20 protein-coding genes are annotated in these 23,877 nt (G+C 69.6%); 12 read left to right on the top strand and 8 right to left on the bottom strand.

Annotated elements, in window-relative coordinates; genetic code table 11:
• Position 1 precedes the first annotated feature (1 nt).
• The 5 genes from JOB34_RS10960 to JOB34_RS10980 all read right to left on the bottom strand — a co-directional run bounded on the left by JOB34_RS10960 (position 2) and on the right by JOB34_RS10980 (position 6,020).
• Positions 2-1,129, bottom strand: coding sequence for a glycerate kinase (locus tag JOB34_RS10960; RefSeq protein WP_243757922.1), 1,128 nt, complete (start codon positions 1,127-1,129; stop codon positions 2-4).
• Entirely contained in the window at positions 1,129-2,910 is a 1,782-nt protein-coding gene (gene gcl, locus JOB34_RS10965) for a glyoxylate carboligase (protein WP_208052751.1), read from the bottom strand. The genes JOB34_RS10960 and gcl overlap by 1 nt, the downstream gene beginning before the upstream one ends.
• Entirely contained in the window at positions 2,907-3,791 is an 885-nt protein-coding gene (locus tag JOB34_RS10970; RefSeq protein WP_208052752.1) for a 2-hydroxy-3-oxopropionate reductase, read from the bottom strand. Before JOB34_RS10970 ends, gcl begins: the two co-directional genes overlap by 4 nt.
• A complete protein-coding gene (locus tag JOB34_RS10975) occupies positions 3,788-4,651 on the bottom strand; it encodes a TIM barrel protein (RefSeq protein ID WP_208052753.1) in 864 nt (287 codons plus the stop codon). Before JOB34_RS10975 ends, JOB34_RS10970 begins: the two co-directional genes overlap by 4 nt.
• 121 nt (positions 4,652-4,772) lie before the next feature.
• Positions 4,773-6,020, bottom strand: coding sequence for an aldolase/citrate lyase family protein (locus tag JOB34_RS10980; RefSeq protein ID WP_208052754.1), 1,248 nt, complete (start codon positions 6,018-6,020; stop codon positions 4,773-4,775).
• 200 nt (positions 6,021-6,220) lie between these two features.
• Between JOB34_RS10980 and JOB34_RS10985 the strand changes: the two genes are divergently transcribed.
• From JOB34_RS10985 to JOB34_RS11035, 11 genes are all read left to right on the top strand, one after another.
• A complete protein-coding gene (locus JOB34_RS10985; protein ID WP_179483327.1) occupies positions 6,221-6,985 on the top strand; it encodes an IclR family transcriptional regulator in 765 nt (254 codons plus the stop codon).
• 138 nt (positions 6,986-7,123) lie between these two features.
• The gene (uraD, locus tag JOB34_RS10990) at positions 7,124-7,636 is read left to right on the top strand and encodes a 2-oxo-4-hydroxy-4-carboxy-5-ureidoimidazoline decarboxylase (protein WP_347813831.1); all 513 of its coding nucleotides are present in this window, start codon (positions 7,124-7,126) and stop codon (positions 7,634-7,636) included.
• Positions 7,633-7,968, top strand: coding sequence for a hydroxyisourate hydrolase (uraH, locus tag JOB34_RS10995; RefSeq protein WP_208052755.1), 336 nt, complete (start codon positions 7,633-7,635; stop codon positions 7,966-7,968). Before uraD (JOB34_RS10990) ends, uraH begins: the two co-directional genes overlap by 4 nt.
• A gap of 7 nt (positions 7,969-7,975) precedes the next feature.
• Positions 7,976-8,878: a factor-independent urate hydroxylase gene (pucL, locus tag JOB34_RS11000; RefSeq protein WP_208052756.1), complete on the top strand. Its 903-nt coding sequence runs from the start codon at positions 7,976-7,978 to the stop codon at positions 8,876-8,878.
• 226 nt (positions 8,879-9,104) lie between these two features.
• Positions 9,105-11,021 (top strand): 2-oxo-4-hydroxy-4-carboxy-5-ureidoimidazoline decarboxylase, encoded by a 1,917-nt coding sequence (gene uraD / locus JOB34_RS11005; protein ID WP_208052757.1) that lies wholly within the window; start codon positions 9,105-9,107, stop codon positions 11,019-11,021.
• Positions 11,022-11,235: 214 nt separating this feature from the next.
• The gene (locus tag JOB34_RS11010; RefSeq protein WP_208052758.1) at positions 11,236-12,744 is read left to right on the top strand and encodes an FAD binding domain-containing protein; all 1,509 of its coding nucleotides are present in this window, start codon (positions 11,236-11,238) and stop codon (positions 12,742-12,744) included.
• Complete coding sequence (gene xdhB, locus JOB34_RS11015; RefSeq protein WP_208052759.1) at positions 12,741-15,194, top strand: xanthine dehydrogenase molybdopterin binding subunit; 2,454 nt, start codon at positions 12,741-12,743, stop codon at positions 15,192-15,194. The genes JOB34_RS11010 and xdhB overlap by 4 nt, the downstream gene beginning before the upstream one ends.
• 5 nt (positions 15,195-15,199) lie before the next feature.
• The gene (xdhC, locus tag JOB34_RS11020) at positions 15,200-16,033 is read left to right on the top strand and encodes a xanthine dehydrogenase accessory protein XdhC (RefSeq protein WP_208052760.1); all 834 of its coding nucleotides are present in this window, start codon (positions 15,200-15,202) and stop codon (positions 16,031-16,033) included.
• The gene (locus JOB34_RS11025; protein WP_208052761.1) at positions 16,030-17,307 is read left to right on the top strand and encodes a guanine deaminase; all 1,278 of its coding nucleotides are present in this window, start codon (positions 16,030-16,032) and stop codon (positions 17,305-17,307) included. The genes xdhC and JOB34_RS11025 overlap by 4 nt, the downstream gene beginning before the upstream one ends.
• A 283-nt stretch (positions 17,308-17,590) precedes the next feature.
• On the top strand, positions 17,591-18,406 hold the full coding sequence (locus tag JOB34_RS11030; RefSeq protein ID WP_208052762.1) for a CHAP domain-containing protein: 816 nt from the start codon (positions 17,591-17,593) through the stop codon (positions 18,404-18,406).
• A 17-nt stretch (positions 18,407-18,423) separates the two neighbouring features.
• Positions 18,424-19,365 carry a SpoIID/LytB domain-containing protein gene (locus JOB34_RS11035; RefSeq protein ID WP_243757923.1) on the top strand — a complete coding sequence of 314 codons (942 nt, stop codon included), beginning with the start codon at positions 18,424-18,426 and terminating at the stop codon, positions 19,363-19,365.
• 91 nt (positions 19,366-19,456) lie between these two features.
• Here the strand turns inward: JOB34_RS11035 and JOB34_RS11040 are convergent, their stop codons facing one another.
• From JOB34_RS11040 to JOB34_RS11050, 3 genes are all read right to left on the bottom strand, one after another.
• Complete coding sequence (locus JOB34_RS11040; protein ID WP_208052763.1) at positions 19,457-19,978, bottom strand: FBP domain-containing protein; 522 nt, start codon at positions 19,976-19,978, stop codon at positions 19,457-19,459.
• Between the two features lie 129 nt (positions 19,979-20,107).
• Entirely contained in the window at positions 20,108-20,965 is an 858-nt protein-coding gene (locus tag JOB34_RS11045; protein ID WP_208052764.1) for a hypothetical protein, read from the bottom strand.
• Between the two features lie 152 nt (positions 20,966-21,117).
• The gene (locus JOB34_RS11050; protein ID WP_208052765.1) at positions 21,118-22,038 is read right to left on the bottom strand and encodes an MBL fold metallo-hydrolase; all 921 of its coding nucleotides are present in this window, start codon (positions 22,036-22,038) and stop codon (positions 21,118-21,120) included.
• A gap of 160 nt (positions 22,039-22,198) precedes the next feature.
• On the opposite strand from JOB34_RS11050, the gene JOB34_RS11055 reads away from it, so the two are divergent.
• Complete coding sequence (locus JOB34_RS11055; protein ID WP_208052766.1) at positions 22,199-23,860, top strand: alkaline phosphatase family protein; 1,662 nt, start codon at positions 22,199-22,201, stop codon at positions 23,858-23,860.
• The last annotated feature ends 17 nt before the right edge of the window (positions 23,861-23,877 follow it).

Genomic DNA, 23,877 nt, shown 5'->3' on the forward strand with positions numbered 1-23,877 from the left:
GTCAGCGGGTCCTTTCCAGCACGTCGGTGAGCAGCGCCACGGCGCTGCGTTCCAGCAGCGGTCCGGCGTCCTTGATACAGGTCGCGACGTCGGGCTCGATGTCCGTGAGCGCGTAGGCCGCGTCGATACCGGCGAGATGCAGCTCCTCCGGTGAGACCGTCACCCGCCCGGCGACGGCATGCACGGGGATGCCGGCCGTCCGTCCCGCGTTCGCCACCCCCATCGGCGTCTTCCCGCGCAGACTCTGCGCGTCGAGGGATCCCTCCCCCGTGATCACCAGATCGGCTCCGCGCAGCGACTCGGTGAACGAGGTGATCTCCAGGAGCGTCTCGATGCCGGACCTCAGCCGGGCGCCGAGCAGCAGGGCGGCGTATCCCGTTCCGCCGGCGGCCCCCGCGCCCGGACGACGTGCGAGCGTGCGGTCACCCAGCGACGCGAAGTGTGCGAGCGCGTCGTTCAGGACGCGCACCTGGTCGGGGTCGGCGCCCTTCTGCGGGCCGTACACGGCAGCGGCACCGTGCTCACCCGTCAGCGGATTGTCCACGTCGCAGGCGAGTTCGAGACGGACCCCGGCCAGGCGCGCGCGCGCCGCGGTCAGGTCGACCCGGCGTACGTCGATCAACGCGCCGCCGCCGGGGCCGACAGGACGTCCGGCGGCGTCCAGGATGCTTGCGCCGAGCGCCGACAGCATCCCGGCACCACCATCGGTGCTGGCACTGCCACCGACGCCGACCACCAGGCGACCGCACCCGGCGTCCAGAGCCGCGCCCATCACCTGTCCGAGGCCCCGGGTCGACGACGTCATGGGCGCCGCCGCACCGCTCGGGAGCAGTTGCAGGCCGCAGGAGTTGGCCAGTTCCACCACGCAGGTGACGCCGCTTCGATCCGCGAGCATCGCGTACCTCGCCTCGACCGGTGCACCGGTGGGTCCGTCCACGGTGACCGTGCGGGACTCGAAACCCGCGTCGATCGCGGCATCGACCGTGCCGTCGCCGCCGTCGGCCACCGGTGCGGTGACGACCTCGATCGAGGGATCCACCGACCGCAGGCCCGCGGCGATGCGGGCCGCGGCGTCCCGAGCGGTCAGCGAGCCCTTGAACTTGTCGACGGCGACGACGATGCGCATCATCAGTCCAGCAACGCCACGACCGCACCGGGGGCGTCCTCGCCCCGGGCGGCCAGCTCTTCGAACTCCACGATGTTGTCCAGTTCGGTACCCATCGACACGTTGGTCACGCGCTCCAGGATGACCTCCACGACGACCGGCACGCGGAATTCGTCGCGAAGTTTCTTTGCGTCCTCCAGCGCGTCCCGGATGGCGTCCGGTTCGGTCACGCGGATGGCCTTGCAGCCCAGTCCTTCCGCGACTCGGACGTGATCGACGCCGTAGCCCTTCACAGTCGCGTCCGCACCCTCCTCGGCGTTGATGTTGTCGAAGGCGAGCTGGACGCAGTAGTCCATGTCGAAGCCGCGCTGACTCTGCCGGATCAGGCCGAGGTAGGCGTTGTTCACCACGACGTGGATGTAGGGGATGTTGAACTGCGCGCCCACGGCCAGCTCCTCCAGCAGGAATTGGAAGTCGTAGTCGCCCGAGAGCGCGACGACGTTGGCGTCCGGGCTCGCCGTGGCCACCCCGAGTGCCGCCGGGAGCGTCCAGCCGAGCGGACCGGCCTGCCCGGCGTTGATCCAGTGCCGGGGGTGGTAGACGTGCAGCAGCTGCGCTGCCTGGATCTGCGAGAGCCCGATCGTCGAGACGTACGTCGCGTCGGTCCCGAACGCGGCGTTCATCTCCTGGTAGACCCGCTGCGGCTTGATCGGCACCACGTCGAAATTGGTCTTGCGGTGCAACCGGCCGCGACGTTCGCGGCACTCCTGCGCCCAGGCCGATCGGTCGGGCAGCCGGCTCCCCTGCCCGACCTCGACCAGGCGACGCAGTGCGGCGCCCGCGTCCGAGACCACGCCGTAGTCGGGAGCGAAGACGCGGCCGATCTGGGTGGGCTCGATGTCGACGTGAACGAAGGTGCGCCCGGCGGTGTAGGTGTCGATGCCGCCGGTGTGCCTGTTGGCCCACCGGTTGCCGATGCCGAGCACGAAGTCCGCGGCGAGCAGGGTCTCGTTGCCGTAGCGGTGCGACGTCTGCAGACCGACCATCCCGGCCATCAGGGGGTGGTCGTCGGGGATGGCGCCCCACCCCATGAGGGTGGGGATGACGGGGATGCCGGTGAGCTCGGCGAACGTCACCAGGTCCTCGGCCGCGTCGGCCGTGACGATGCCACCGCCCGCGACGATCACCGGACGCTCGGCGGCGGCCAGCATGTCGAGGATCCGCTGCGCCTGGGCGGCTGTGGCCTCGGGCCGGGCCACCGTCAGCGGCTCGTAGGTGTCGATGTCGAAGTCGATCTGCGCCATCTGCACGTCGATCGGCAGGTCGATCAGCACGGGCCCGGGACGCCCCGATCGCATCAGGTGGAAGGCCTTGCTGAAGGTTCCGGGCACCTGGCCCGCCTCCATCACCGTGACGGCCCACTTGGCCACCGGTGCGGCGATCGCGGCGATGTCGACCGCCTGGAAGTCCTCCTTGTGCAGCTTGGCCACCGGTGCCTGACCGGTGATCGCGAGCATCGGGACGGAGTCGGCGGAGGCGGAGTACAGCCCGGTGATCATGTCGGTGCCGGCCGGCCCCGACGTCCCCACGCAGACGCCGATGTTGCCGGCGGCCGCGCGGGTGTAGCCCTCGGCCATGTGCGAGGCGGCCTCGACGTGTCGGGCCAGCACGTGCCTGATCCCGCCGTGGTCGCGGACCGCGCTGTAGAACGGGTTGATGGCGGCGCCGGGCAGCCCGAACAGCTGTGTCGCGCCCTCCTTCTCCAGGATGAGTACGGCGGCGTCGACCGCCCGCATGATCGTCACTTGGAACCTCCGGAGAGTCGTTCGACACCCTGCAGCAGCGCCGAGTGGTCCAGGCCGCCACCGCCGCACGCGCGCACCGAGGCGACCAGCTGAGCCGCGAGCGCGCCGAGCGGCAGCACGACCCCGGCCTCCCGCGCGGCGGAGGTGACGATGCCCAGGTCCTTGTGGTGCAGGTCGATCCGGAATCCCGGCGCGAAGCTGCGGGTCGTCATGTTGTCGCGCTTCTGCTCGAGTACGGCGCTGCCCGCCAGGCCGCCGCCGAGCACGTCGAGCGCGGCCTTCGTGTCGACGCCGTACGCCTCGAGGAAGACCAGGGCCTCGGCGACAGCCTCGATGTTGATCGCCACGATGAGCTGATTGGCGGCCTTGACGGTCTGACCGGCGCCGGAGGGGCCGACGTGGACGACGGTCTTCCCGACGACGTCGAGCAGCGGCTGCGCGGACTCGAAGTCCTGAGCGGAGCCGCCGACCATGATCGACAGCGCGGCGCTCTTGGCGCCCGCCTCGCCGCCGGAGACGGGTGCGTCGATGATCCGGAAACCCCGAGCCGTGGCGGCCGAGGCGAGCTCGGCCGTGACGTCCGGGCGGATCGAGGAGAAGTCGATGATCAGCGCACCGGACGCAGCGGAGTCGAAGACCCCGCCCTCGTCCTGCAGCACCGATGCGACCTGCGGACTGTCCGGCACCATCACCGCGACGACCTCCGCGTCGCGGACCGCCTCGGCGGCCGATCCGGCGGCGCGGCCACCCGCGGCCACGAGGGCCGCCGCCTTGTCCGGCGAGGGGTCGAAGCCGGTCACCTGGTGGCCGGCCTCCTGAAGATGAACCGCCATCGGGCTGCCCATGATGCCCAGGCCGATGAAGGCGATGCGCGTGCTCATACGGTGCTCCTGTCGTTGGTCTCGCGGACGTTGTCGGCGCCGGTCGCGCCTCGTTCGCCCCTCGGCAGCCAGCCGTCCAGGCCGGCTTCGGTGGTGGAGGCGGTCTTGTACTCCAGCGCCACGTAGCCGCGGTATCCCGCGTCCTGCAGCCGGCGTACGTACCCCGCCAGGTCCAGCCGACCGGTGCCCGGTTCACCACGCCCGGGATCGTCGGCGATCTGCACGTGGCCGACGCGGTCGCCGTACTCCCGGACTACCGCGTCGAGGTCGTCGCCGTTCGCCGCGAGGTGGTAGAGGTCGCAGAGGAACTGCACGTTCTGAACGCCGGTCTCCCGGTGGACCCGGTCGATGACGGCGAACACGTCGGCCGCGGTCTTGAGGGGGTAATCCGGACACCCGCTCACCGGCTCCAGGAGTACGACGCCGCCGATCTCGGCAACCGCCGTGGCCGCCGTCGCGAGTGCCCGGACGCCGGCCGCGTCGCTCGCGGCGACGTCGGCACCGGGCACGCGGTTGCCGTAGAGGGCGTTGAACGCGCGGCATCCGCTCCGGCGGCCGAGCTCGACGACGACCGGGATGTTGGCCAGGAACTCCTGTTGGCGTTCAACCCAGCTGACCAGGCCGCGCTCGCCGCCCGGCATGTCGCCGGCGAAGAAGTTCAGGCCGATGAGCCGCACGCCGGCGTCTTGCACGGCACGGATGAAGTCGTCCTGCTCCTTCTGGGTCGGCGTCGCCGTCTCCCACGGCCACCAGCACTCGATGGCGTCGAAGCCGGCGGCCCGCGCCGCGGCGGGACGCTGCAGGAAGGGGATCTCGGTGAACAGGATCGAGATGTTCACCGCGTACCGGGTCGAAGTCACCGTCGTTCTCCTTGTTCCGCATCATGGAAGTTGTATTCCGCGATTCAGAATAGCCGGAGGAACGTGCATCCGTAAACCCCTTCGGCCTGAAGGCCCCTCTCTGCCGCGAACCGCCGCGAAATCAGCGGGTGAGGTCGACCAGCTGCTCGACCGAGAGACCGGCCAGCTCCTGCACCTCGCTCGCGTCCACCGCACCGCAGCGGACGCCACGCAACAACGCCGAGGCGAGCATCCGCGCGGTGGCCGGCTCGTCCAGCACGCCGCCCTCGACCCGCCCGACGTACGCCGCGAGCCTGGCCGCCGCCGGGCGCAGGGCCTCGCGGAAGAACAGGTAGGTGGCGACGTAGCGGGAGACCAAGTGACCTGGGCACATGTCCCAGCCCTGGTAGATGCCCCACCGCAGCGATCGCAGCACCAGACTCGTGTGCAGCGCCCAGGTCGCGCCGGCCGCCTCGGCCGAGGAGAAGTCCACGACGTTCGTGGCACCGTCCGACACGGTCACCCCGGTCTGGGCGGCGGCGACCTGCATGACGGCCTTGGCGTGGTCGGCGACCGGGTGGTCGGGTGCCTGGTACGGCGCGGCGACGCCGAGGCCCGCGCTGTAGTCGAACGTGCCGTAGACGAGGCTCGTCGCGCGCCGACCGGACGCATGCACCATCGTCGCCACCGTCGCAGTGCCGTCCGCCGCCAGGATCGCCTGCGCGGTCTCGATCTGGATCTCGAATCCGATCGAGCGGGCGGGAAGGCCGAGCGTGACCTCGATCCGTTCCAGCGCCAGCGCCATCGCCCGCACCTGGTCGACGGACGTGACCTTGGGCAGCGTGAGGGTGAGCCCGTCCGGCACCCGACCCTCCGTGCAGGTCTGCTCGAGGAACCGCGCCAGGGTGCGTACCCCGCGTTCGCGGGTCGGCGCTTCGAACGCCTTGAAGCGGATCCCCCACCACGCGGGGCGTGTGCCGTCAGCACGCTGGCTCTCGTACGCCGCGAGCGTGCGTGCGAGATCGTCGTCCTCGACGCCCTCGGCACGTCGGCCGTAACCGTCCTCGAAGTCGACCCGCAGATCCTCGATGGGCTCGCGGGCGAGCTTGGCTCGCACCCGGTCGTAGACGTCGGCGAGCCGCTCGGGTGCCAGCCCGGTGGCGCCCGCGAGTGCGTCGGCGGTCGGCGCGTAGTCGTCGAGCAGCCGCAGGGCCTCCCGACCCCAGGCCTGCGGCGTGCCGGCGTCGTACCGATCGGCGGGCACGTAGACGGTGTGCACGGGTACGCGATCCACCCGGTCCCCGGGGTAGCCCGCCGTCAGGTCCCGGTCGGCGCCCGCGAGCAGATGATCCAGCTCGGCGATCAGGTCTTCGGTGGCGTCATCGGCCATCGGTCTCTCCTCCAGATCATTTTGGAAGATAAATTTCGTATGCCGGAACGTAGCAGCTGATACCGCCCGGCGGGGACGAGCACCAACTACGCTTGGGACCCGAATCGGCGGTCGCACGATCCCGCGCCGATCCACCGTGTGCGTCCGACGTCGAGCGTGACAGCGTCGCACCGATCTCGCACCACACCCGAGGAGAGTTCATGGCTGACGGCGGCAGAAGCGGTGGCGTGCAGTCGGTGGGACGTGCCCTGGACATCCTGGAGGCCATCGACGCCGCAGGCGGTGAGATGGCCCTGGTCGAGATGAGCAACGTCTCCGGCCTGCCGATGCCGACCATTCACCGGATCGTGCGCACCCTGGCGGATCGCGGGTACCTGCGACAGCTGCCCGACCGCCGGTACGCGCTCGGCTCGCGGCTGATCCCGCTGGGCGCGACCGCGCTGATCGCGTTCGGCTCCCGCAGCGCGCCCGAGTTGAGCCGCATCGTGCAGGAGTTCGGCGAGACCGCCAACCTCGCGACGCTCGACAGCGACCAGCTCGTCTACGTGGGGCAGGTGCCGTCGCCGCGTGCGCTGCGGATGTTCACCGACCTGGGCCGGCACGTCCCGCCCCACTGCCGCGCCGCAGGCAAGGCGCTGTTGGCGCAGCTGCCCGATGAGGAGGTCCTCGCGATCCTGGGGCGCGCCGGCATGCCCGCGATGACCGACAAGACCATCACCGATCCCGACGTGATGCTCACCGAGCTGGCCCGCATCCGCAAGAACGGGTACGCCACCGAAGACGGCGAGATGGAGCTCGGGGTGACCTGCATCGCCGTCGCCGTGCCCAGCGCCACCGCCCTGATGTCGGTCTCGATGTCCGCGCCGTCCAGCCGGATCACCGGCGCGGTGCGCAAACGCGCGATCCCGTTCCTGCAGGACGTCGCCGCGCGCCTCGCGAGCGACCTCGACAGCGCCACCGCGTAGCGGCAGCGAGCGGCGAGAGCGGGCGGCGCTGACCGGGCACGATGCCCACCGCCGTTCGCACCAGCTCTTGACGGGCGACGTGACGAGTGTCATATTCCTTATCGCGGAATCCATATTTCGCATGACGAAAGAGACCACGTGACCGACATTCACTCGCTCCCGGCAGGGGTCTTCGACGACCTCGCGGCCGACCGCGCGTCCGATCTGCTGCGGACGTGTTGTGCAGCGCCGAGTTGGGTGCACCGAATGGTGCAGGGCCGCCCGTACGGCGATCGTGACCGCCTGCTCAGTGCCTCCGACACCGCCTTCACAGCCCTGACCGAGCAGGATGTGGCGGACGCCCTCGCCGACCACCCTCGGATCGGCGAGCGCCCGGCCGGCTCCTCCGCGTCCGGGCACTTCTCCCGGGCCGAGCAGGCTTCGGTCACCGATGCCGACGACCAGGTCCGACACGACCTCCTGCAGGGAAACCGCGCCTACGAGCAGCGCTTCGACCGGGTCTTCCTCATCCGCGCCGCCGGTCGCACGCCGGCCGAGATCCTCGCCGAGCTGCACCGCAGGATGGACAACGACGAGCAGACCGAGCTCGCCGAGGTCATCGAGCAACTGCGGATGATCACCCGTCTGCGCCTGGAGGCGATGGTCCGATGAGCACCCTGTCCACCCACGTGCTGGACGCCGTACGCGGTGTGCCGGCAGCCGGCATCCCCGTCGAGGCCTTCGCACGCGGCACCGAGAGCGACTGGCACCGCATCGGATCGGGGATCACCGACGACGACGGCCGCGTCACGAGCCTTGCCGACACCCCGCTCGACCCGGGCACCCACCGCCTCGTCTTCGTGACCGGCGACTATTTCGCCGCGCACGACGTCGAGGCGTTCTACCCCGAGGTCTGCATCACCTTCGTCGTCACCGACGAACGGCACTACCACGTGCCCGTCCTACTCAGTCCGTTCGCCTATTCGACCTACCGAGGGAGCTGAACCACCCATGTCCTACGTCTTGGGTCACAACCAGTACGGCAAGGCCGAGGTGCACGTCGTGCGTGTCTTCCGCGAGAGCCGCGAGAGCCGCCACGACATCGTCGACTACAACGTCAGCGTGGCGCTGAGCGGTGATTTCGCCGACGCGCACATCACCGGAGACCAGGCCAACGTCCTCACCACCGACGCGTGCAAGAACACCGTCAACGCGTTCGCGAAGGAGGCCGGTGACGCGGTCCGCGCGCCGGAGTCCTTCGCGGTCGCGCTCGCCGACCACTTCGTCGACGACGTGCCCCAGGTCGCATCGGCCACGATCACCGTCGAGACCTTCCCCTGGCAACGGATCGGCGATCAACCGCATGCGTTCCGCCGTGTCGACGACTACGTGCGCACGGTGACGGTCCGTCGGGGCAACGACGGCGACCGGCCGGCCAGCGTCGTCAGTGGCCTCACGGGGTACGTCGTCCTGAAGACCACCGATTCGGAGTTCCACGGCTTCTACCAGGATCGCTACACCACCCTGCAGCCCACCAACGACCGCGTGATGGCGACCGCCGTGACGGCGCGGTGGGCGCACGAGTCGAACGAGAACGCCGACTGGAACGGCGCCTTCGACACCGTCGTCGACGCGCTCACGACCGCCTTCGCCGACTCCTACAGCTACGCGCTGCAGCAGACGATCTGGGAGATGGGCCAGAAGGCCCTCGACGCCGCGCCCGGCGTCGCCGAGATCCGGCTCAGCTGCCCCAACAAGCACCACTTCGTCATCGACCTGTCACCGTTCGATCTCTCGAACGACAACGAGGTCTTCCACGCCGACGACCGGCCGTACGGCCTGATCGAGGCCACCGTGAAGCGCTCGGCCGATGTCGACATGTCAGCTGCCTATGACCCCGGGCAGGCCTGGTAACAGGTCTGCCCAGTCCCGGGGCGCCGATCGCGCCGTACAGCCGGGACACCCCGATCTGGCACGAAAACCCCTGTGCCAGCGGCGATTCCAAGTGACAGCCCGACGCGTCCACCCCGCGTCCGCTGGTGCCGACAAATCCTTGACGTGACCTGAGTCACTGTCTAGCATTTCGCATCACGGAATATAAGTTACGTCTAGCGGAATATAAGCAGTCCAAGGAGCACCGATGACCGCAACAGCCGCACCCGCCTCCACCCGCCCACCCGTTCACCCGGTCGACGAGGTCCTGCCCGCACCGCAGCTGGCGATCTACGGCATCCAGCACGTTCTGGCCTTCTACGCCGGAGCGGTGATCGTCCCGATCCTGCTCGCGAGCGCCATCAAGCTGAGCACGCCGGACCTCATCCATCTGATCAACGCCGACCTGTTCACCTGCGGCATCGCCAGCATCATCCAGTCGATCGGCTTCTGGAAGGTCGGCGTCAGACTGCCCCTGCTGCAGGGGGTGACCTTCACCGCGGTGGCGCCGATGATCTCGATCGGCGTCAGTCACGGCGGTGGCGTCAACGGCCTGCTCTACATCTACGGCTCGGTGCTCATCGCCGGCCTCTTCACGCTGGCGATCGCTCCGTTCTTCGGCAAGTTGATCCGATTCTTCCCGCCGGTCGTGACCGGCTCGGTCATCACCATCATCGGTCTGTCGCTGCTGCCGGTCGCTGCCGGCGACGCGGTGATGAACCCGCTCACCGGCAGATCCGAGCCCAGCAACGGTCGGTGGATCCTCTACGCGATCGGCACCGTGCTGCTGATCGTCGCGATTCAGCGCATCTTCCGCGGTTTCATCGCCACGGTCGCCGTCCTCATCGGGTTGATCGTCGGCACGGTGATCGCCTGGAGCCTGGGCGACGCCAAGTTCAGCGACGTCGGCAGCTCCCACATCGTCGGAGTCACCACGCCGTTCCACTTCGGCACGCCGAAGTTCGCGGTGGCCGCCATCATCTCGATGATCATCGTCATGCTCATCACCGCGGTGGAGACCACCGGCGACGTCTTCGCGACCGGCGAGATCGTCGAGAAGCGGGTGGGCGGCGAGGACGTCACCCGCGCGCTCCGTGCCGACGGTCTCGCCACCGTGATCGGCGGTGTCCTCAACTCCTTCCCCTACACCTGCTTCGCCGAGAACGTCGGTCTGGTGCGCCTGACCCGGATCAAGAGCCGGTACGTCGTCGCCGCCGCCGGCGGGTTCATGATCATCCTGGGCCTGCTGCCCAAGGCCGGCGCCATCGTGGCCGGCATCCCGTCACCGGTGCTGGGCGGCGCGGGTCTGGCGATGTTCGCCACGGTCGCGGTCGTCGGCATCCAGACCCTGACGAAGGTGGACTTCAACGACCACCGCAACGTCATCATCGTCGCGAGCAGCCTGGGGCTGGCGACCTTCGTCACCGCGCAACCGGACGTCGCCAAGTCGCTGCCCGATTCGCTGCAGGTCTTCCTGGGCAGCGGCATCACGATCGGCAGCATCGCCGCGTTCGTCCTCTACATCGTCTTCTTCCACCTCGGATCGGGTCTCGGCCCGGCCGTGGCAGGCGCCCCGGGGCACCTGGTGCGCCTCGAGCAGGTGAACGAGATGACGCAGGAGGAGTTCGTGCAGACCTTCGGCAGCCTTTTCCAGGGTCCGTCGTGGATGGTCGAGCGCGCCTTCGGGCAGCGACCGTTCAGCGACAGTCGGGACCTGCGCCAGGCGTTCCAGGAGGCACTCTTCGCCGCGACGTCGGCCGAGCAGGTCGAACTGGTCAACGCCTACCCGCGCCTCGGGCAGGCTCTGGGAGGTGACGCCCCCGTGGAGTCGCTGGAGGACCAGGGCACCCGCGGCCTGACCCACCTGGGCGAGCAGGACCAGTCCGACCTCGACGAGCTCACCGCGGCGTACGAGGAACAGTTCGGCTTCCCGCTGGTCATCTGCGTGCGCGACGAGGGAAGTTTCGACGACCTCATCCGCCACGGCTGGGTCCGGATGCGCAACTCCTCGGTGCAGGAGCACAACATCGCGCTGGTCGAGATCGCCAAGATCGCCGGCTACCGCTTCGACCGCCTCGTGGCGGACGCGAACCCGATCAACTCGGCGCGCGTCCGCGCGTACTGACCGTGGTCGGGGCAGGGATGACGTACGTCGTGCCGGGCGCAGATCACGTCGGTGATGCCCCCCGGGACACCGGTCGGCGTCCTGGCGATGTGTCTACACTCACACCAGCGAAGGGCCTGTTCTGCATGGATAACCGGGCCCGTGTACTGCCGTCGAACCATGCTTTGCCAGATCATGGCAAGAGCCTTCGCGACCACGCAGTCAGGAGCCGGTGATGACGAACTCCCCTTCGCAGAGCCCACAGATCACCGTCAACGGGACCCGCCGGTCCCTGGCCCGGACCCCCTCCTATCTCAGCCTGCTGGACTATCTGCGCGGGCAGGGTCTGACCGGCGCGAAGGAGGGGTGCGCCGAGGGCGAGTGCGGCGCCTGCTCGGTGCTCGTGTCCCGGCCGGACGGTGCGGGTTCGTCCTGGGTCGCGGTGAACGCGTGCCTGCCGCCGGCCGTCGGGTACGACGGCCAGGAGATCGTGACGGCCGAAGGTCTCGGCGGGAGCGACGGACTGCACCCCGTGCAAGAGGAGATGGCCCACCGCGGGGGCTCCCAGTGCGGTTACTGCACACCGGGATTCGTGTGCAGCATGGCCGCCGAGTACTACCGCGCGGATCGCGCGCCGGCGGCGCACGACGCCGACTCGGCGACCTCTTCGACGACCGTCGCGATGGACACCGGCGCCGAGACCTCCACCGATCACGAGCACGGCCCGAACGGCTTCGACCTGCACGCGCTCTCGGGGAACCTGTGCCGGTGCACCGGGTACCGCCCGATCCGCGACGCCGCGTACGCCCTGGGCCGGCCGTCGGCACAGGACCCCCTCGCGCACCGCCGCAGTGAACCGGCGCCCGAGGCCGTCCCGACCCGCGTCACCGACGGGGTGCACGAGTTCGTCCGCCCGTCCACGCTGCACGAGGCCATGACCCTGCTGGGCGACGACCGGGAGACCCGGCTGGTCGCGGGATCCACCGACTGGGGGGTCGCCGCCAACCTGCTGATGGCGCGCTCACCCGTGCTGGTGGCCATCGACCGGCTCCATGAGCTGCGTGAGCTGCACGAGGGCCCCGACCACGTAGAGATCGGCGCCGCGCTCACCCTCTCCGAGATCGAACGACGCCTCGACGGCCGCGTGCCGTTGCTGGCCGAGCTCTTCCCGCAGTTCGCCTCCCGTCTGATCCGCAACGGAGCCACCCTGGGGGGCAACCTCGGCACCGGTTCGCCCATCGGCGACAGCCCTCCGGTCCTGCTGGCCCTGGAATCACAACTGGTGCTCGCCAGCACCCGGGGTGAGCGGGTCGTGCCGCTGGCCGACTACTTCACGGGGTACCGGCGGACGATCCGGGACAGCGACGAGCTGATCAAGGCCGTCCGGATCCCGTTGCCGCTGGCCGCGTCCGCGGCGTTCCACAAGATCGCCAAACGCCGGTTCGACGACATCTCCAGCGTGGCCGTGGCGTTCGCTGTCGACATCGAGGACGGCGTCGTACGCCGCGCACGGATCGGGCTCGGCGGCGTCGCCGCGACGCCGCTGCGCGCCTACGAGACCGAGGCCGCCCTGGAGGGCCGGCCGTGGACCCTGCAGACCGCGCAGGCTGCAGCCCGGGTGCTCGGCGCGACCGGCACACCCATGGACGACCACCGGGCCAGCAGCCGGTACCGCGCGGCGATGCTGCGTACGGCGCTGCTCAAATTCCACTCGCAGACCGCGACGCAGGAGGTCGACGCATGAGCTCACTCTCCGAACGTCCCGCCACTCCTGTTGTCGGGCACCCGATTCCGCACGAGGCTGCCGACCTACACGTGACGGGGAGGGCGCTCTACACCGACGATCTCGTCGGCCGCACGAAGGACTGCCTGCACGCCTGGCCGGTGCAGGCCCCGCACGCGCATGCCGCGGTCACCCGGATCGACACCTCTCCGGCGCTCGACGTCGACGGCGTCGTCCGGGTGCTCACGGCCGACGACGTGCCGGGCGTCAACGACGCGGGGGTGAAGCACGACGAGCCGCTCTTCCCGACGGAGGCCATGTTCTACGGCCACGCCATCGTGTGGGTGCTGGGCGAGACCCTCGAGGCCGCCCGGCTGGGTGCCGCGGCCATCGAGATCGACTACGAACCGCTCCCCTCGCTGATGACGGCTCGGGAGGCGATCGCCGCCGAGGCCTTCCAGGGCGCCCAGCCCCACATGGAGCGGGGCGACATCGATCGGGGGCTGCAGGACGCCGCGCACGTCTTCCACGGCGAGTTCGAGTTCAAGGGTCAGGAGCACTTCTACCTGGAGACCCACTGCGCCCTGGCCATGGTCGACGAGAACGGTCAGATCTTCGTACAGAGCAGCACCCAGCACCCGAGCGAGACGCAGGAGATCGTCGCCCACGTCCTCGGTCTGCACTCTCACGAGGTGACCGTCCAGTGCCTGCGGATGGGCGGCGGCTTCGGCGGCAAGGAGATGCAGCCGCACGGTCTCGCGGCGATCGCCGCTCTGGGTTCCGTCCTCACCGGGCGCCCGGTGCGCTTGCGCCTGAACCGCACCCTCGACATGTCCATGACCGGTAAGCGGCACGGTTTCCATACCCAGTGGCGGGTCGGCTTCGACGCCGACGGTTCGCTCGTCGCGCTGGACGCGACGCTCACCGCCGACGGTGGCTGGAGCCTGGACCTGTCCGAACCGGTGCTCGCGCGGGCGGTCTGCCATATCGACAACGCGTACTGGATCCCCAACGTGCGGGTCAACGGTCGCATCGCCCGGACCAACAAGACCTCGCAGACGGCGTTCCGCGGGTTCGGGGGGCCTCAGGGGATGCTGGTGATCGAGGACATCCTCGGCCGGTGCGCCCCGCTGCTCGGCAAGGACCCGGCCGACCTGCGCCGACAGAACCTCTACGGCCCGGACCAGACCACACCGTACGGTCAGCCGGTCCGACAGTGGGACCGGCTGGAACGCGCCTGGGAGCAGGTGGTCACCGACGGCGACATCACACGACGGCAGCAGGAGGTCGCCCGTTTCAACGCGACGCACGCCGACTTCAAGCGGGGACTCGCGCTGACGCCGGTGAAGTTCGGCATCTCCTTCAACCTCACGGCCTTCAACCAGGGCGGCGCGCTCGTGCTGGTTTACAAGGACGGATCGGTGCTCATCAACCACGGTGGCACGGAGATGGGCCAGGGCCTGCACACCAAGATGCTGCAGGTCGCCGCGACCGCGCTCGGCGTACCCCTGACCACCATCCGACTCGCTCCCACACGGACCGACAAGGTGCCCAACACCTCTGCCACCGCTGCCAGTTCGGGTGCCGACCTCAACGGTGGCGCCATCAAGAACGCGTGCGAGCAGATCAAGGAGCGGCTCACCCAGGTCGCCTCCCAGCACTTCGGTGTGAGCCCGGCCGACATCCGGTTCGAGGACGGGGTGGTGTCGGCGATCGGGAGCAGAGCCGAGCCGATGCTGTGGGCCGATCTGACCCAGCGCGCGTACTTCCAGCGCGTGCAGCTGTCGGCGGCCGGTTACTACCGCACCGAGGGGCTGCACTGGGACTCCTCGATCATGCAGGGCGAGCCGTTCAAGTACTTCGCCAACGGCGTGGCCGCGACCGAGGTCGAGGTCGACGGTTTCACCGGCGCGTACCGCACGCGGCGCGTCGACATCGTGCACGACGTGGGAGAGAGCCTCTCTCCGCTGGTCGACATCGGGCAGATCGAAGGCGGCTTCGTCCAGGGCGCCGGTTGGATGACGCTCGAGGAGTTGGTCTGGGACGAGAGCGACCGGCCGACCCGCGGCAAGTTGGCGACGCAGGCTGCCAGCACCTACAAGCTGCCGAGCTTCTCGGAGATGCCCGAGGTCTTCAACGTGGCGCTGCTGCAGCAGGCCCACGAGGAAGGTGCGGTCTACGGCTCCAAGGCCGTGGGCGAACCCCCGCTCATGCTCGCTTTCAGCGTGCGCGAGGCACTGCGCCAGGCCGCCGCCGCATTCGGTGCGCCCGGCGGGAGCGTCGAGCTCGGATTGCCCGCGACACCCGAGGCGGTCTTCTGGGCGATCGAGGACGCCCGATCCGGTCGCACCGACGGCGGCGTGGAACGCGGCTCGCGCGCCCAACAGCACGTGCCGGACCAACCGGGTCCCGATGCGCACCCGATGCACCCGCGCTCCGAAGAGCTCGCGAGCGAACCGGCCAAGGCCTGATCGCGATGCATTGGATCGACGCCATCGCACGCTTACGCGCCGGGAGAGAGCCCGGCGTCCTCGTGACGCTCACCTCCGTGCGCGGTCACGCCCCTCGCGAGGCCGGCGCCAAGATGGTGGTGTGCGCCGCAGAGGAGTTCGGCACCATCGGAGGTGGCAACCTCGAGGCCACTGCGGTGGCCCGCGCCCATGCCATGCTCGCCGACGGTGCCCGATCGCCGCAGTCGTTGGAGCTGGCGCTCAATGAGCGCGCGCCGGTGCAGCACGGCACACAGTGCTGCGGTGGCGAGGTGCAGATGCTGTTCGAGCCGCTGCCGGTGGTTGCGTCCGTCGCGATCTTCGGGATGGGCCATGTCGGTGTGGAGCTGTCGCGCATCCTCTCCCGGCAGGACCTGGAGCTGCACCTGGTCGACTCGCGCGCGGCCTACGCCGTGCCCAGACTTCCTGCTGTGTACGACGATTCGCCGGCCACGCTCCACTGGCACCACTCACCGGTGCCCGAACTGGTGCTCGGTCAGGTACCGGCCGGCACCCACGTGCTGGTGATGACGCACGACCACGCCGAGGACGCGGCCCTGTGCGACACCGCGCTGCGCTGCACCCACCTGGGCTCGATCGGACTGATCGGATCGTCGGCCAAATGGCGCCGCTTCGAGAAGCGGCTACTCGAGGAGGGCCACTCGCCCGAGTCGCTGACGCGAATCACCTGCCCGGTCGGGATCCCCGACCTGGTCGGCAAGGAGCCGGCGACGATCGCGGTGTCGGTCGCCGCCGCGCTGCTACAGACCGTGGCGGCCGAGGCTGCTGCCGCCCACCCCACCTCGAGGACGCGCACGTGACGCTCTACCGGGCCACCGTGCTCGACACCCCCCAAGATCCGTTCGCCGGTGGCCGGCTGCGCGCCGAGCAGGACGGTGGACTGCTCGTCCGCGACGGCACGATCCTCGCCCGCGGCGGTTTCGCGCAGCTGCGGCGGGACCACCCGGGCGAGCCCATCGAGACCCTCGACGGGGGACTACTGCTCCCCGGCTTCGTCGACACCCACGTGCACTACCCGCAGGTGCGTGCCATCGGCGGCCTCGGCATGCCGCTGCTGGACTGGTTGCAGCGCTGCGCGCTGCCGGAGGAGGCCCGACTGGCCGACCCGTCGTACGCCGTGGCGACCGCCGACGACTTCGTGCGATCACTGGTGCGCTCCGGCACCACGAGCGCGCTGGTCTTCGGCGCGCACTTCGCTCCCGCCGTCGACGCACTCTTCAGCCGGGCGGCCGCGACCGGACTGCGCATCACCAGCGGGCTGGTGCTGAGCGACCGGATCCTGCGCGATGACCTCCTGACCTCGGCCGACGTCGCTCTGGAGCAGAGCCGCGCCCTGGCGGAGAGGTGGCACGGCAGGGGTCGGGCGAGGTACGCCGTGACCCCGCGGTTCTCCCTCTCCTGCGGCGACGATCTCCTCTCGGTGTGCGGTGAGCTGCTCGATGAGATTCCAGGCAGCTGGATGACCACCCACGTCAACGAGAACACCGTCGAAGTTGCACAGGTGGAGGAATTCTTCGGCACCAGCTACGTCGGCAGTTACGACAAACACGGACTCGTCGGCCGCAGGAGCGTCCTCGCGCACAACGTGCACGCCACCGATGAGGAGCTGCGGTTGCTCGCCGATCACGGCGCGGGGGTCGCGCACTGCCCGACCAGCAACTCCTCCCTCGGCAGCGGGAGCTTCCCGCTCCGGCGGCATCTGGAGCACGGCGTACCCGTGGCCCTCGGCACCGACGTGGGTGGGGGCACCGGTTTCTCGATGTTCAAGGAGGCGCTGCAGGCGTACTTCATGCAGCAGCTGCTCGGCGCGGACGGCGTGCCGCTCACGGCGGCACATCTGCTGCACCTGGCGACCTCGGCCGGCGCCGCCATGCTCGGCCTGGACGACGTCGGCGACCTGTCCGTCGGCAAACGCTTCGACGCGGTGTGGCTACGCGGCGCGGACGACGGCGCATTGCAGGTGAACCTGCGCAACGCGCTCGACCCCGACAACGCACTGGCGAAGGCGTTCGCCCTGGGGACCGACGCCGACGTGGCGGGAGTCTGGATCGACGGCGAGCGCGTCACCGACTGACTTTCGCCCTGCACATCGGGGCACATCCGCCCCGCCGTGCGCCCTGCACATCGGGGCACATCCGCCCCGCCGTGCATGTCCGAATCCAAGCTCTCATCGACTGTCAGGGAAACCTGGCGTTGTCAGATCTGACCGGTGTCTGCGCAGGTCAGAGGCCTGCCCGGTGGCCTCGCTGTCAGGGGACACCCGATGCCTACCGGACACCCGCACCTCTCCCGCACGGTGATTGCAGGCGACGGCTCCGCTCCGGGGCGCGCCCCACACCACCACGGAGGGACATCTGATGAGGAACCTGCACAAGACCCTGACCCTGGCCGGCGTCGCGGTCGCGATCGCCACCCCGACCCTGGCGTGCGCGAGCCCGGCCCAGGCGGCGTCGCGGGACGGCAAGTGCAACACCGGCGAGTTCTGCCTCTACTTCAACAGCAACGAGAGTGGGTCGGTCTCCGACTTCACCGGCCCGATCGCCGATTACGGCGCGACGCAGCCCAGCTGCTACGTCTTTAAGGGAGCCGGCAACGGCAAGGGCAAGTGCGTCAAGAACAACGCCGCGTCGGTCTGGAACCGCACCGGCAAGACGATGCGGGTCTACTTCAACAGCAACTACGGGGGCGCGTCACAGTCCTTCGCGGCCGGCGCAAAGGGAAATCTGAACGCCACGCTGAAGAACAACAACGCCTCCCACGGCGCGCCGAGCACCTCGACCGGCGCGCAGACCCCGCGCAACGACTACGACGGCAACCCGCGCGGCTTCGCCCAGGACAACTGCACGGCGTTCGCGGCGTACCGGATCGCCAGCCGGCTGCACACGCCGAAGTTCAACAACTACTGGAAGGGCGTGCACTGGGGCGACGCCGGCAACTGGGACAACGCCGCCCGCGCGGCCGGAGTGAAGGTCGACAAGACGCCGAAGGTGGGCGCCATCGCGGTCAATGACGTGCACAAGGTCGGGCACGTCGCGTACGTCAACAAGGTGTACTCCGACGGGTCGTTCGACGTGGAGGAATACAACTGGAACAACAAGCTGCGCTACGGCACCCGCTCGCACGTGCGGGTCAACAGCGGCCAGGCCTCCTTCCAGTGGATGCTCCACTTCTAGGCCGCTGAGGACATCTCATGAAGAAGACCTCACGCACGGCACTCGCCGCGATCGCCGGTACGACGATGGTCCTGGGCGGCGGGATGGCCCTGTCCTCCCCCGCCCACGCGGCCTCGCGCAACGGCAGCTGCGACAGCGGCGACTTCTGTTACTACTTCAACAGCAACCAGAAGGGATCGGTGTCGGACTTCACCACCTCGCTGGACGACTACGGCACCACCCAACCCACCTGCTACGAGTTCAAGGGCGCCGGCACCGGGAAGGGCAGGTGCGTCAAGAACAACGCGGCATCGGTCTGGAATCGCAGCGGGCACACGGTGCGGGTGTACTTCAACAGCAACTACGCGGGCGCGTACCAGGACTTCAAGACGGGCACGAAGGGCAACCTCAAGCCAGGGCTGAAGAACAACGACGCATCCCACCAGTTCCTGCGCAGCGCACCGCCGGTGACCGGGTGCAAGACCGACGGCACGGACACCAAGCTGCCGAGCTCGATCCTGGTCTACCGGACCGGGAGCGGGCGGGTGGAGCGGGTGGCGTTCAAGACGTACGTCAAGAACGTGCTACCCAACGAGTGGGTCTCCAGCTGGCACTCGGCCTCGTTGAAGTCCGGCGCCATCGCGGTGAAGAGCTTCGGCTGGTACTTCGCGCTGCACTCGGAGTCCAAGACCCCGAGCGGTCACTGCTACGACGTCCGCGACGACACCGGGAGCCAGGTGTACCGGCCCGGTTCGGCGACGGCCGCGACCAACAGCGCGGTCGATGCGACCTGGGGCACCAGGATGACCCGCAGCGGCAAGATCCTGCAGGCGCACTACTGCTCCTCGCCGTCCGTCTGCAGCGCCTGGGTCGCCGGTGACTGGATGTCTCAGGACGGCTCAGAGAGCATGGCCGCGAAGGGAGACAGCTACAGCTCGATCCTGCGGCACTACTACCGCGACATCGCGCTCACGTCCTGACACCGACGTCGCAGGCGCCCACCGTGGTCGGTACGCCGACCGCGGTGGGCGCACCGGTGCCTCGCCGCCGGGACGTGGCAGGACGACGGCCTCACTCGGGCTCGTCCTCGTCGCTCTCGCTGCACACGTTCGCCGCGAACCGGGCGGATCGCTCCTGCAGACCCTGTATCCGCCGCTTGATCAGCGCGGCGCGGTCCACCGGATCGTCGCTGCCGACCTCTTCGATGCTCGGCGTGCGCCGCACGTTGCGCGAGCACCGGAAGTCCGCGCAGATCAAGGTCCCGACGGTGTTGCCGCGCCTGCCGAGGGCGCCGGCGCGCCGGGCGACGTACATGTGGGCGTCCTCGGTGGCGGCGATGTCCTGGCACCATGCGCACATCGCCTTGCGGCGCACGGCGGAGCGGGGCGCAGTGCGCAGCACGATCCCTACCGGCCCCTCGCCCGTGGGGAGCACGACGTAGGACATCTGGGGGCGCTTGGCATCGGTCCAGCCCAGGTAGTCCAGGCGCTCCCAGTCCAGGGGCTCGAGGTCAGGCAGGGTCGCCTGGGCGACCTCGCGTCGGGAGGCGTTGACGAACGACGCACGCAGGTCGGTCTCGGTGAGGGGGTGCATGAGGATGGCGTCCGGTAGGGAGCAGGGGCGCGGCTGACGTCGGTCAGGCCGCCCGTCACCTTCGCACGACGCCGGCCGAGGCGCACATCGATTTTCGCCTCGGTGCGTGTGCACGACCCGCAAGCCTGCTCAGCCTTGATCGCCGACGGTGTCACGGTCGTCAGGTGCGTCAGCGAGGTCGGACTCCGCCTGCTCCCGCAGCCGCAGGATGAGCGCACGGGTGTCGCCGAGCAGCAACTCTGCTCGACCGACCGGGGTGAGGCGGTCGAACTCGAAGCCGTCGGGGAACGAGCTGCAGCTCCAGTCGCTGCGGGTGCCCCACTCCGAGCGGGCGGCGTGGTCGCCCGCCAGGAACCGTGCCACGGCGTTGCCCTGCTCGCTCAGATAGTTCCTGAGCGAGAGCGCGTCGAGCACCTCCCGTTGCGTGAGTTTCTTGGCGCCGAACAGCCCGTTGGCGTGCCCGATGGCCCAGCAGGCCGCACCGACGAGCACCGCGGCGGACCACCCTGCCGCGCGCGGGAAGGGACCCTCGAGCACGAGCAGGACGGCGCGTCGCAGGGCGACGGTCGTCTCGGCGTCGAAGCAGCTCCGGGCGACCTCGCCGACCAGCTCCTCGATCCGCTCGTCCGCCTCGCTCAAGGGACGCGTGGCCATGACCCAGGGGTCACCGTCGGCGACAAGGGGAACGTCGTCGAGAGCGGCCAGCGCTGCCTCACCACCGACGAACCCTGCGAGCAGGTCCAGCTTGCGCCGGGCGTTCCGGGCCGGCGTGGGTTGCAAGCGCCCTCGCTCGAACCGGTCGTACGGGTCGTCGTACGTCGGGTAGGCCTCCGGCCAGGTGACCGGAAGGTCGGGCAGGAGCGTCTCGTGGCACTCGTGCACGACCCGCCCGTCGAGCAGGGTGAGATAGGTGACCAGGGAACTGGTCGGACCCGGCGGGCCGGCTCGTCGCGGTGCGGTGGGGTACGGCAGGACGTTCTCACTCATGTTGGCCCCTGTTCGAAGATCGGATCCTGCGACGGTAGAGAGCACGCGACCGGCGCAGGAGGCTTTCTGCGCCGGGTGTGGAAAACCCACGCCGCCCGGGGTGGATGCGGACGGGACCAGGTGGTCGTGCCCGGTGTCGGGACGTCTCGCCGTCAGCCGGTACCGCGGATGCGACGCGCGGCCGTTACAAGCCCCATCCGCAGGATCGGCCCACGACACGGACCGATCCACAGATGCATCGGCTCGCCGCGCACCACTCCGCTACGTCCGGCCGCGTCGTATGCCAGATCTCGCAGTCGCCGCAGATCGGACACCGTCAACGGCAGGGGTCGCTCGTCCTCGTGGAGTCGCGTGCCGACCGGGTGCTGCCCGCCGTCGGCCCCGAACTCGATGTGGCCGCCCAGGATCGTCTCGGCTCCGGCACGCTCGGCCAGCGCCAGCATCCGGTCGAGGGAGTCCTGCAGCGCCCGCAGGTCCTGCACGTAGAGGCGACCTGAGTAGGCCGTGTCGCCGCTCAGGAGGAGCCCGCGCGACGGGTCGGCGACGACGATCGACCGGGCGTCGTGCCCCGGGATCCCGGACACCAGCAGCTCACGATCGCCGAGGTCGAAGGACGCGACACCGCCGGGCCACGGATCGATCCCGAAGTACGACCGCACCGAGTCCTGGTCGACCCCGACGACCGTGACCCCCTCGCGACCGGCGAACTGGCCGTCACCACGGACGTGGTCGCCGTGGCCGTGGGAGTGGGCCACCACCAGTTCGTAATCGGTGTGGCCGTGGCGCGCGACCCAGTCGTCGACCAGCGCGCTGACCGTCGGCTGCAGCGGCATCTGCTCGACGTCGGCGACGTTGCCGGTGTCGAGCAGCAGAGCCCGGCGCGTGCCGAGGAGCAGGTACAGGAAGGGCGCCTCCCAGGTGGCGCGCATCGACTGCCGCAGCACGAACGTCGCGTCGTCGACGCGCCGTACCTGCAGGACCGGTCCGGGATCCGCACCACGCCGGCTCCCCCGGATCCACGGCCGATCGAGAGGCTCGTCGTCCAGAAGCACCTGCGGGGGCAAGGTCGGCATCGTCGAACCCTCCCACGGGGGCCGCCGGATCGTCAGCGGCTCCACGGCGAGGGGTCTTCGTCTGCGGTTCACGTGGAGTTCGCCGTCTTCGAAGGGAGCTCTCAGTTTGGACCGATGGGCTGGATAGGTCCTCGGGAACCGTTCTGCCAGAGAGAGATCCATGAACTTTCGAACTCGCCCTGCCGCCGTCGCTGTGGCCACCGCCGCCGCTCTCGCCGCGGGAGGCGCCGCGGCGTACGCGGCACCGGGTCACGCGCCCGCGCCGCATGCCCAGAAGCACGTGCTCCTGCTGTCCGTCGACGGTCTGCACCAGAGCGACCTGCAGTGGTACGTCGCGCACCATCCGGCATCCGCACTTGCGCGGCTCGTCGACTCCGGCACGTCGTACACGCACGCGAGGACGCCGTTCCCGTCGGACTCCTTCCCGGGTCTGGTCGGTCAGCTGACCGGTGGCGACCCGCGCACGACGGGCGTCTACTACGACGTCACCTACAACCACGCGCTGTTGCCGGCGGGTACGACGCACTGCAAGGGTGCCGCGCGCGGTGCGGCCGTCAACTTCGACGAGACGATCGACAAGGACTCCACCCGCCTGGACGCGGGTCAGGGCCTCGCGGGTCTGCCGGGCTCGATCCTGAACATGACCGGTCACCCGAGCACGCTGATCAACCAGGCCGCGCTGCCGGTCGACCCGGCGACCTGCAAACCGGTGCAGCCCAACCAGTATCTCGAGGTCAACACCGTCTTCGACGTGCTGCACCGCGACAAGCTGCGCACGGCGTGGTCGGACAAGCATCCGGCGTACAGCATCCTGCAGGGCAGGAACGGCAACTCGATCGATGACCTCTTCACCCCGGAGATCAACAGCGACGCCCCGGCCGGCGGTGACTGGACCACCGACAACGCGTCGACACAGCAGTACGACCACTACAAGACCGAAGCGGTCCTCAACGAGATCAACGGCTTCGACCACTCGGGCAAGCACCGGGTCGGCACGCCCGCGCTCTTCGGGATGAACTTCCAGTCCGTCTCCACCGCGCAGAAGCTGCCGAAGTCCGACGGTCTGGCCGGCGGCTACCTCCCGGGCACCCGCACCCCCGGCCCGCTGCTCAGCAAGGCGCTGAACTTCGTCGACACCGAGGTCGGTTCCCTGGTCACGCGCCTGCAGACGGACGGCCTGGCCTCGAGCACGACCGTCATACTCTCGGCCAAGCACGGCCAGTCGCCGATCGATCCGACGCAGCTGACCCGGATCGACGACGGCCCGATCATCGACGGTATCGACAAGGCATGGGCGGCACACCACCCCCAGAACACGTCATTGGTGGCTCAGAGCCTCGACGACGACGGCATGCTGCTGTGGCTGTCGGACCGCTCGGCGGCCGCGACGGCGTTCGTCAAGGCGTACCTGCTCGCCCACCCCGCGACGGGCAACACCGTCACGGGCGGGTCGCGCACGCTCCCGTCCTCGGGCCTGACCGCGGCGTACGCCGGTGCCGGCTCGGCCGCGTACTTCGGTGTCCCGCAGAGCGACCCGCGGCACCCTGACGTGCTGGGCATCGCCCACCAGGGTGTCGTCTACACCGGCGGCACCAAGAAGATCGCCGAGCACGGCGGCGCCTCGGGTGACGACCGCGACGTCCCGCTGATCGTGGCGTCCGCGGCCGAGAAGGGCCGCGGTCGCTCGGTCGGCTCCCAGGTCGAGACCACCCAGATCGCGCCCACGATCCTGACGGTCCTCGGCCTCAACCCCCGTCAGCTGCAGGCAGTGGACATCGAGCACACGCGAGTGCTGCCCGGCATCCGCCACCACCGCGACTGATCCGGTTCGGCGAGGCG

The organism is Allobranchiibius sp. GilTou38 (assembly GCF_017565325.1).
Classification (GTDB): Bacteria; Actinomycetota; Actinomycetes; order Actinomycetales; family Dermatophilaceae; genus Allobranchiibius; species Allobranchiibius huperziae.

Coding starts and splice junctions, on each gene's coding strand:
- JOB34_RS11055 (WP_208052766.1), top strand. CDS start 22,199: ATGAACTTTCGAACTCGCCCTGCCGCCGTCGCTGTGGCCACCGCCGCC.
- JOB34_RS10960 (WP_243757922.1), bottom strand. CDS start 1,129: ATGATGCGCATCGTCGTCGCCGTCGACAAGTTCAAGGGCTCGCTGACC.
- xdhC (WP_208052760.1), top strand. CDS start 15,200: ATGCATTGGATCGACGCCATCGCACGCTTACGCGCCGGGAGAGAGCCC.
- JOB34_RS11010 (WP_208052758.1), top strand. CDS start 11,236: ATGACGAACTCCCCTTCGCAGAGCCCACAGATCACCGTCAACGGGACC.
- JOB34_RS11050 (WP_208052765.1), bottom strand. CDS start 22,038: ATGCCGACCTTGCCCCCGCAGGTGCTTCTGGACGACGAGCCTCTCGAT.
- JOB34_RS11035 (WP_243757923.1), top strand. CDS start 18,424: ATGAAGAAGACCTCACGCACGGCACTCGCCGCGATCGCCGGTACGACG.
- xdhB (WP_208052759.1), top strand. CDS start 12,741: ATGAGCTCACTCTCCGAACGTCCCGCCACTCCTGTTGTCGGGCACCCG.
- uraD (WP_208052757.1), top strand. CDS start 9,105: ATGACCGCAACAGCCGCACCCGCCTCCACCCGCCCACCCGTTCACCCG.
- uraH (WP_208052755.1), top strand. CDS start 7,633: ATGAGCACCCTGTCCACCCACGTGCTGGACGCCGTACGCGGTGTGCCG.
- JOB34_RS10980 (WP_208052754.1), bottom strand. CDS start 6,020: ATGGCCGATGACGCCACCGAAGACCTGATCGCCGAGCTGGATCATCTG.
- JOB34_RS10970 (WP_208052752.1), bottom strand. CDS start 3,791: ATGAGCACGCGCATCGCCTTCATCGGCCTGGGCATCATGGGCAGCCCG.
- JOB34_RS10985 (WP_179483327.1), top strand. CDS start 6,221: ATGGCTGACGGCGGCAGAAGCGGTGGCGTGCAGTCGGTGGGACGTGCC.
- pucL (WP_208052756.1), top strand. CDS start 7,976: ATGTCCTACGTCTTGGGTCACAACCAGTACGGCAAGGCCGAGGTGCAC.
- JOB34_RS11030 (WP_208052762.1), top strand. CDS start 17,591: ATGAGGAACCTGCACAAGACCCTGACCCTGGCCGGCGTCGCGGTCGCG.
- JOB34_RS11045 (WP_208052764.1), bottom strand. CDS start 20,965: ATGAGTGAGAACGTCCTGCCGTACCCCACCGCACCGCGACGAGCCGGC.
- JOB34_RS11040 (WP_208052763.1), bottom strand. CDS start 19,978: ATGCACCCCCTCACCGAGACCGACCTGCGTGCGTCGTTCGTCAACGCC.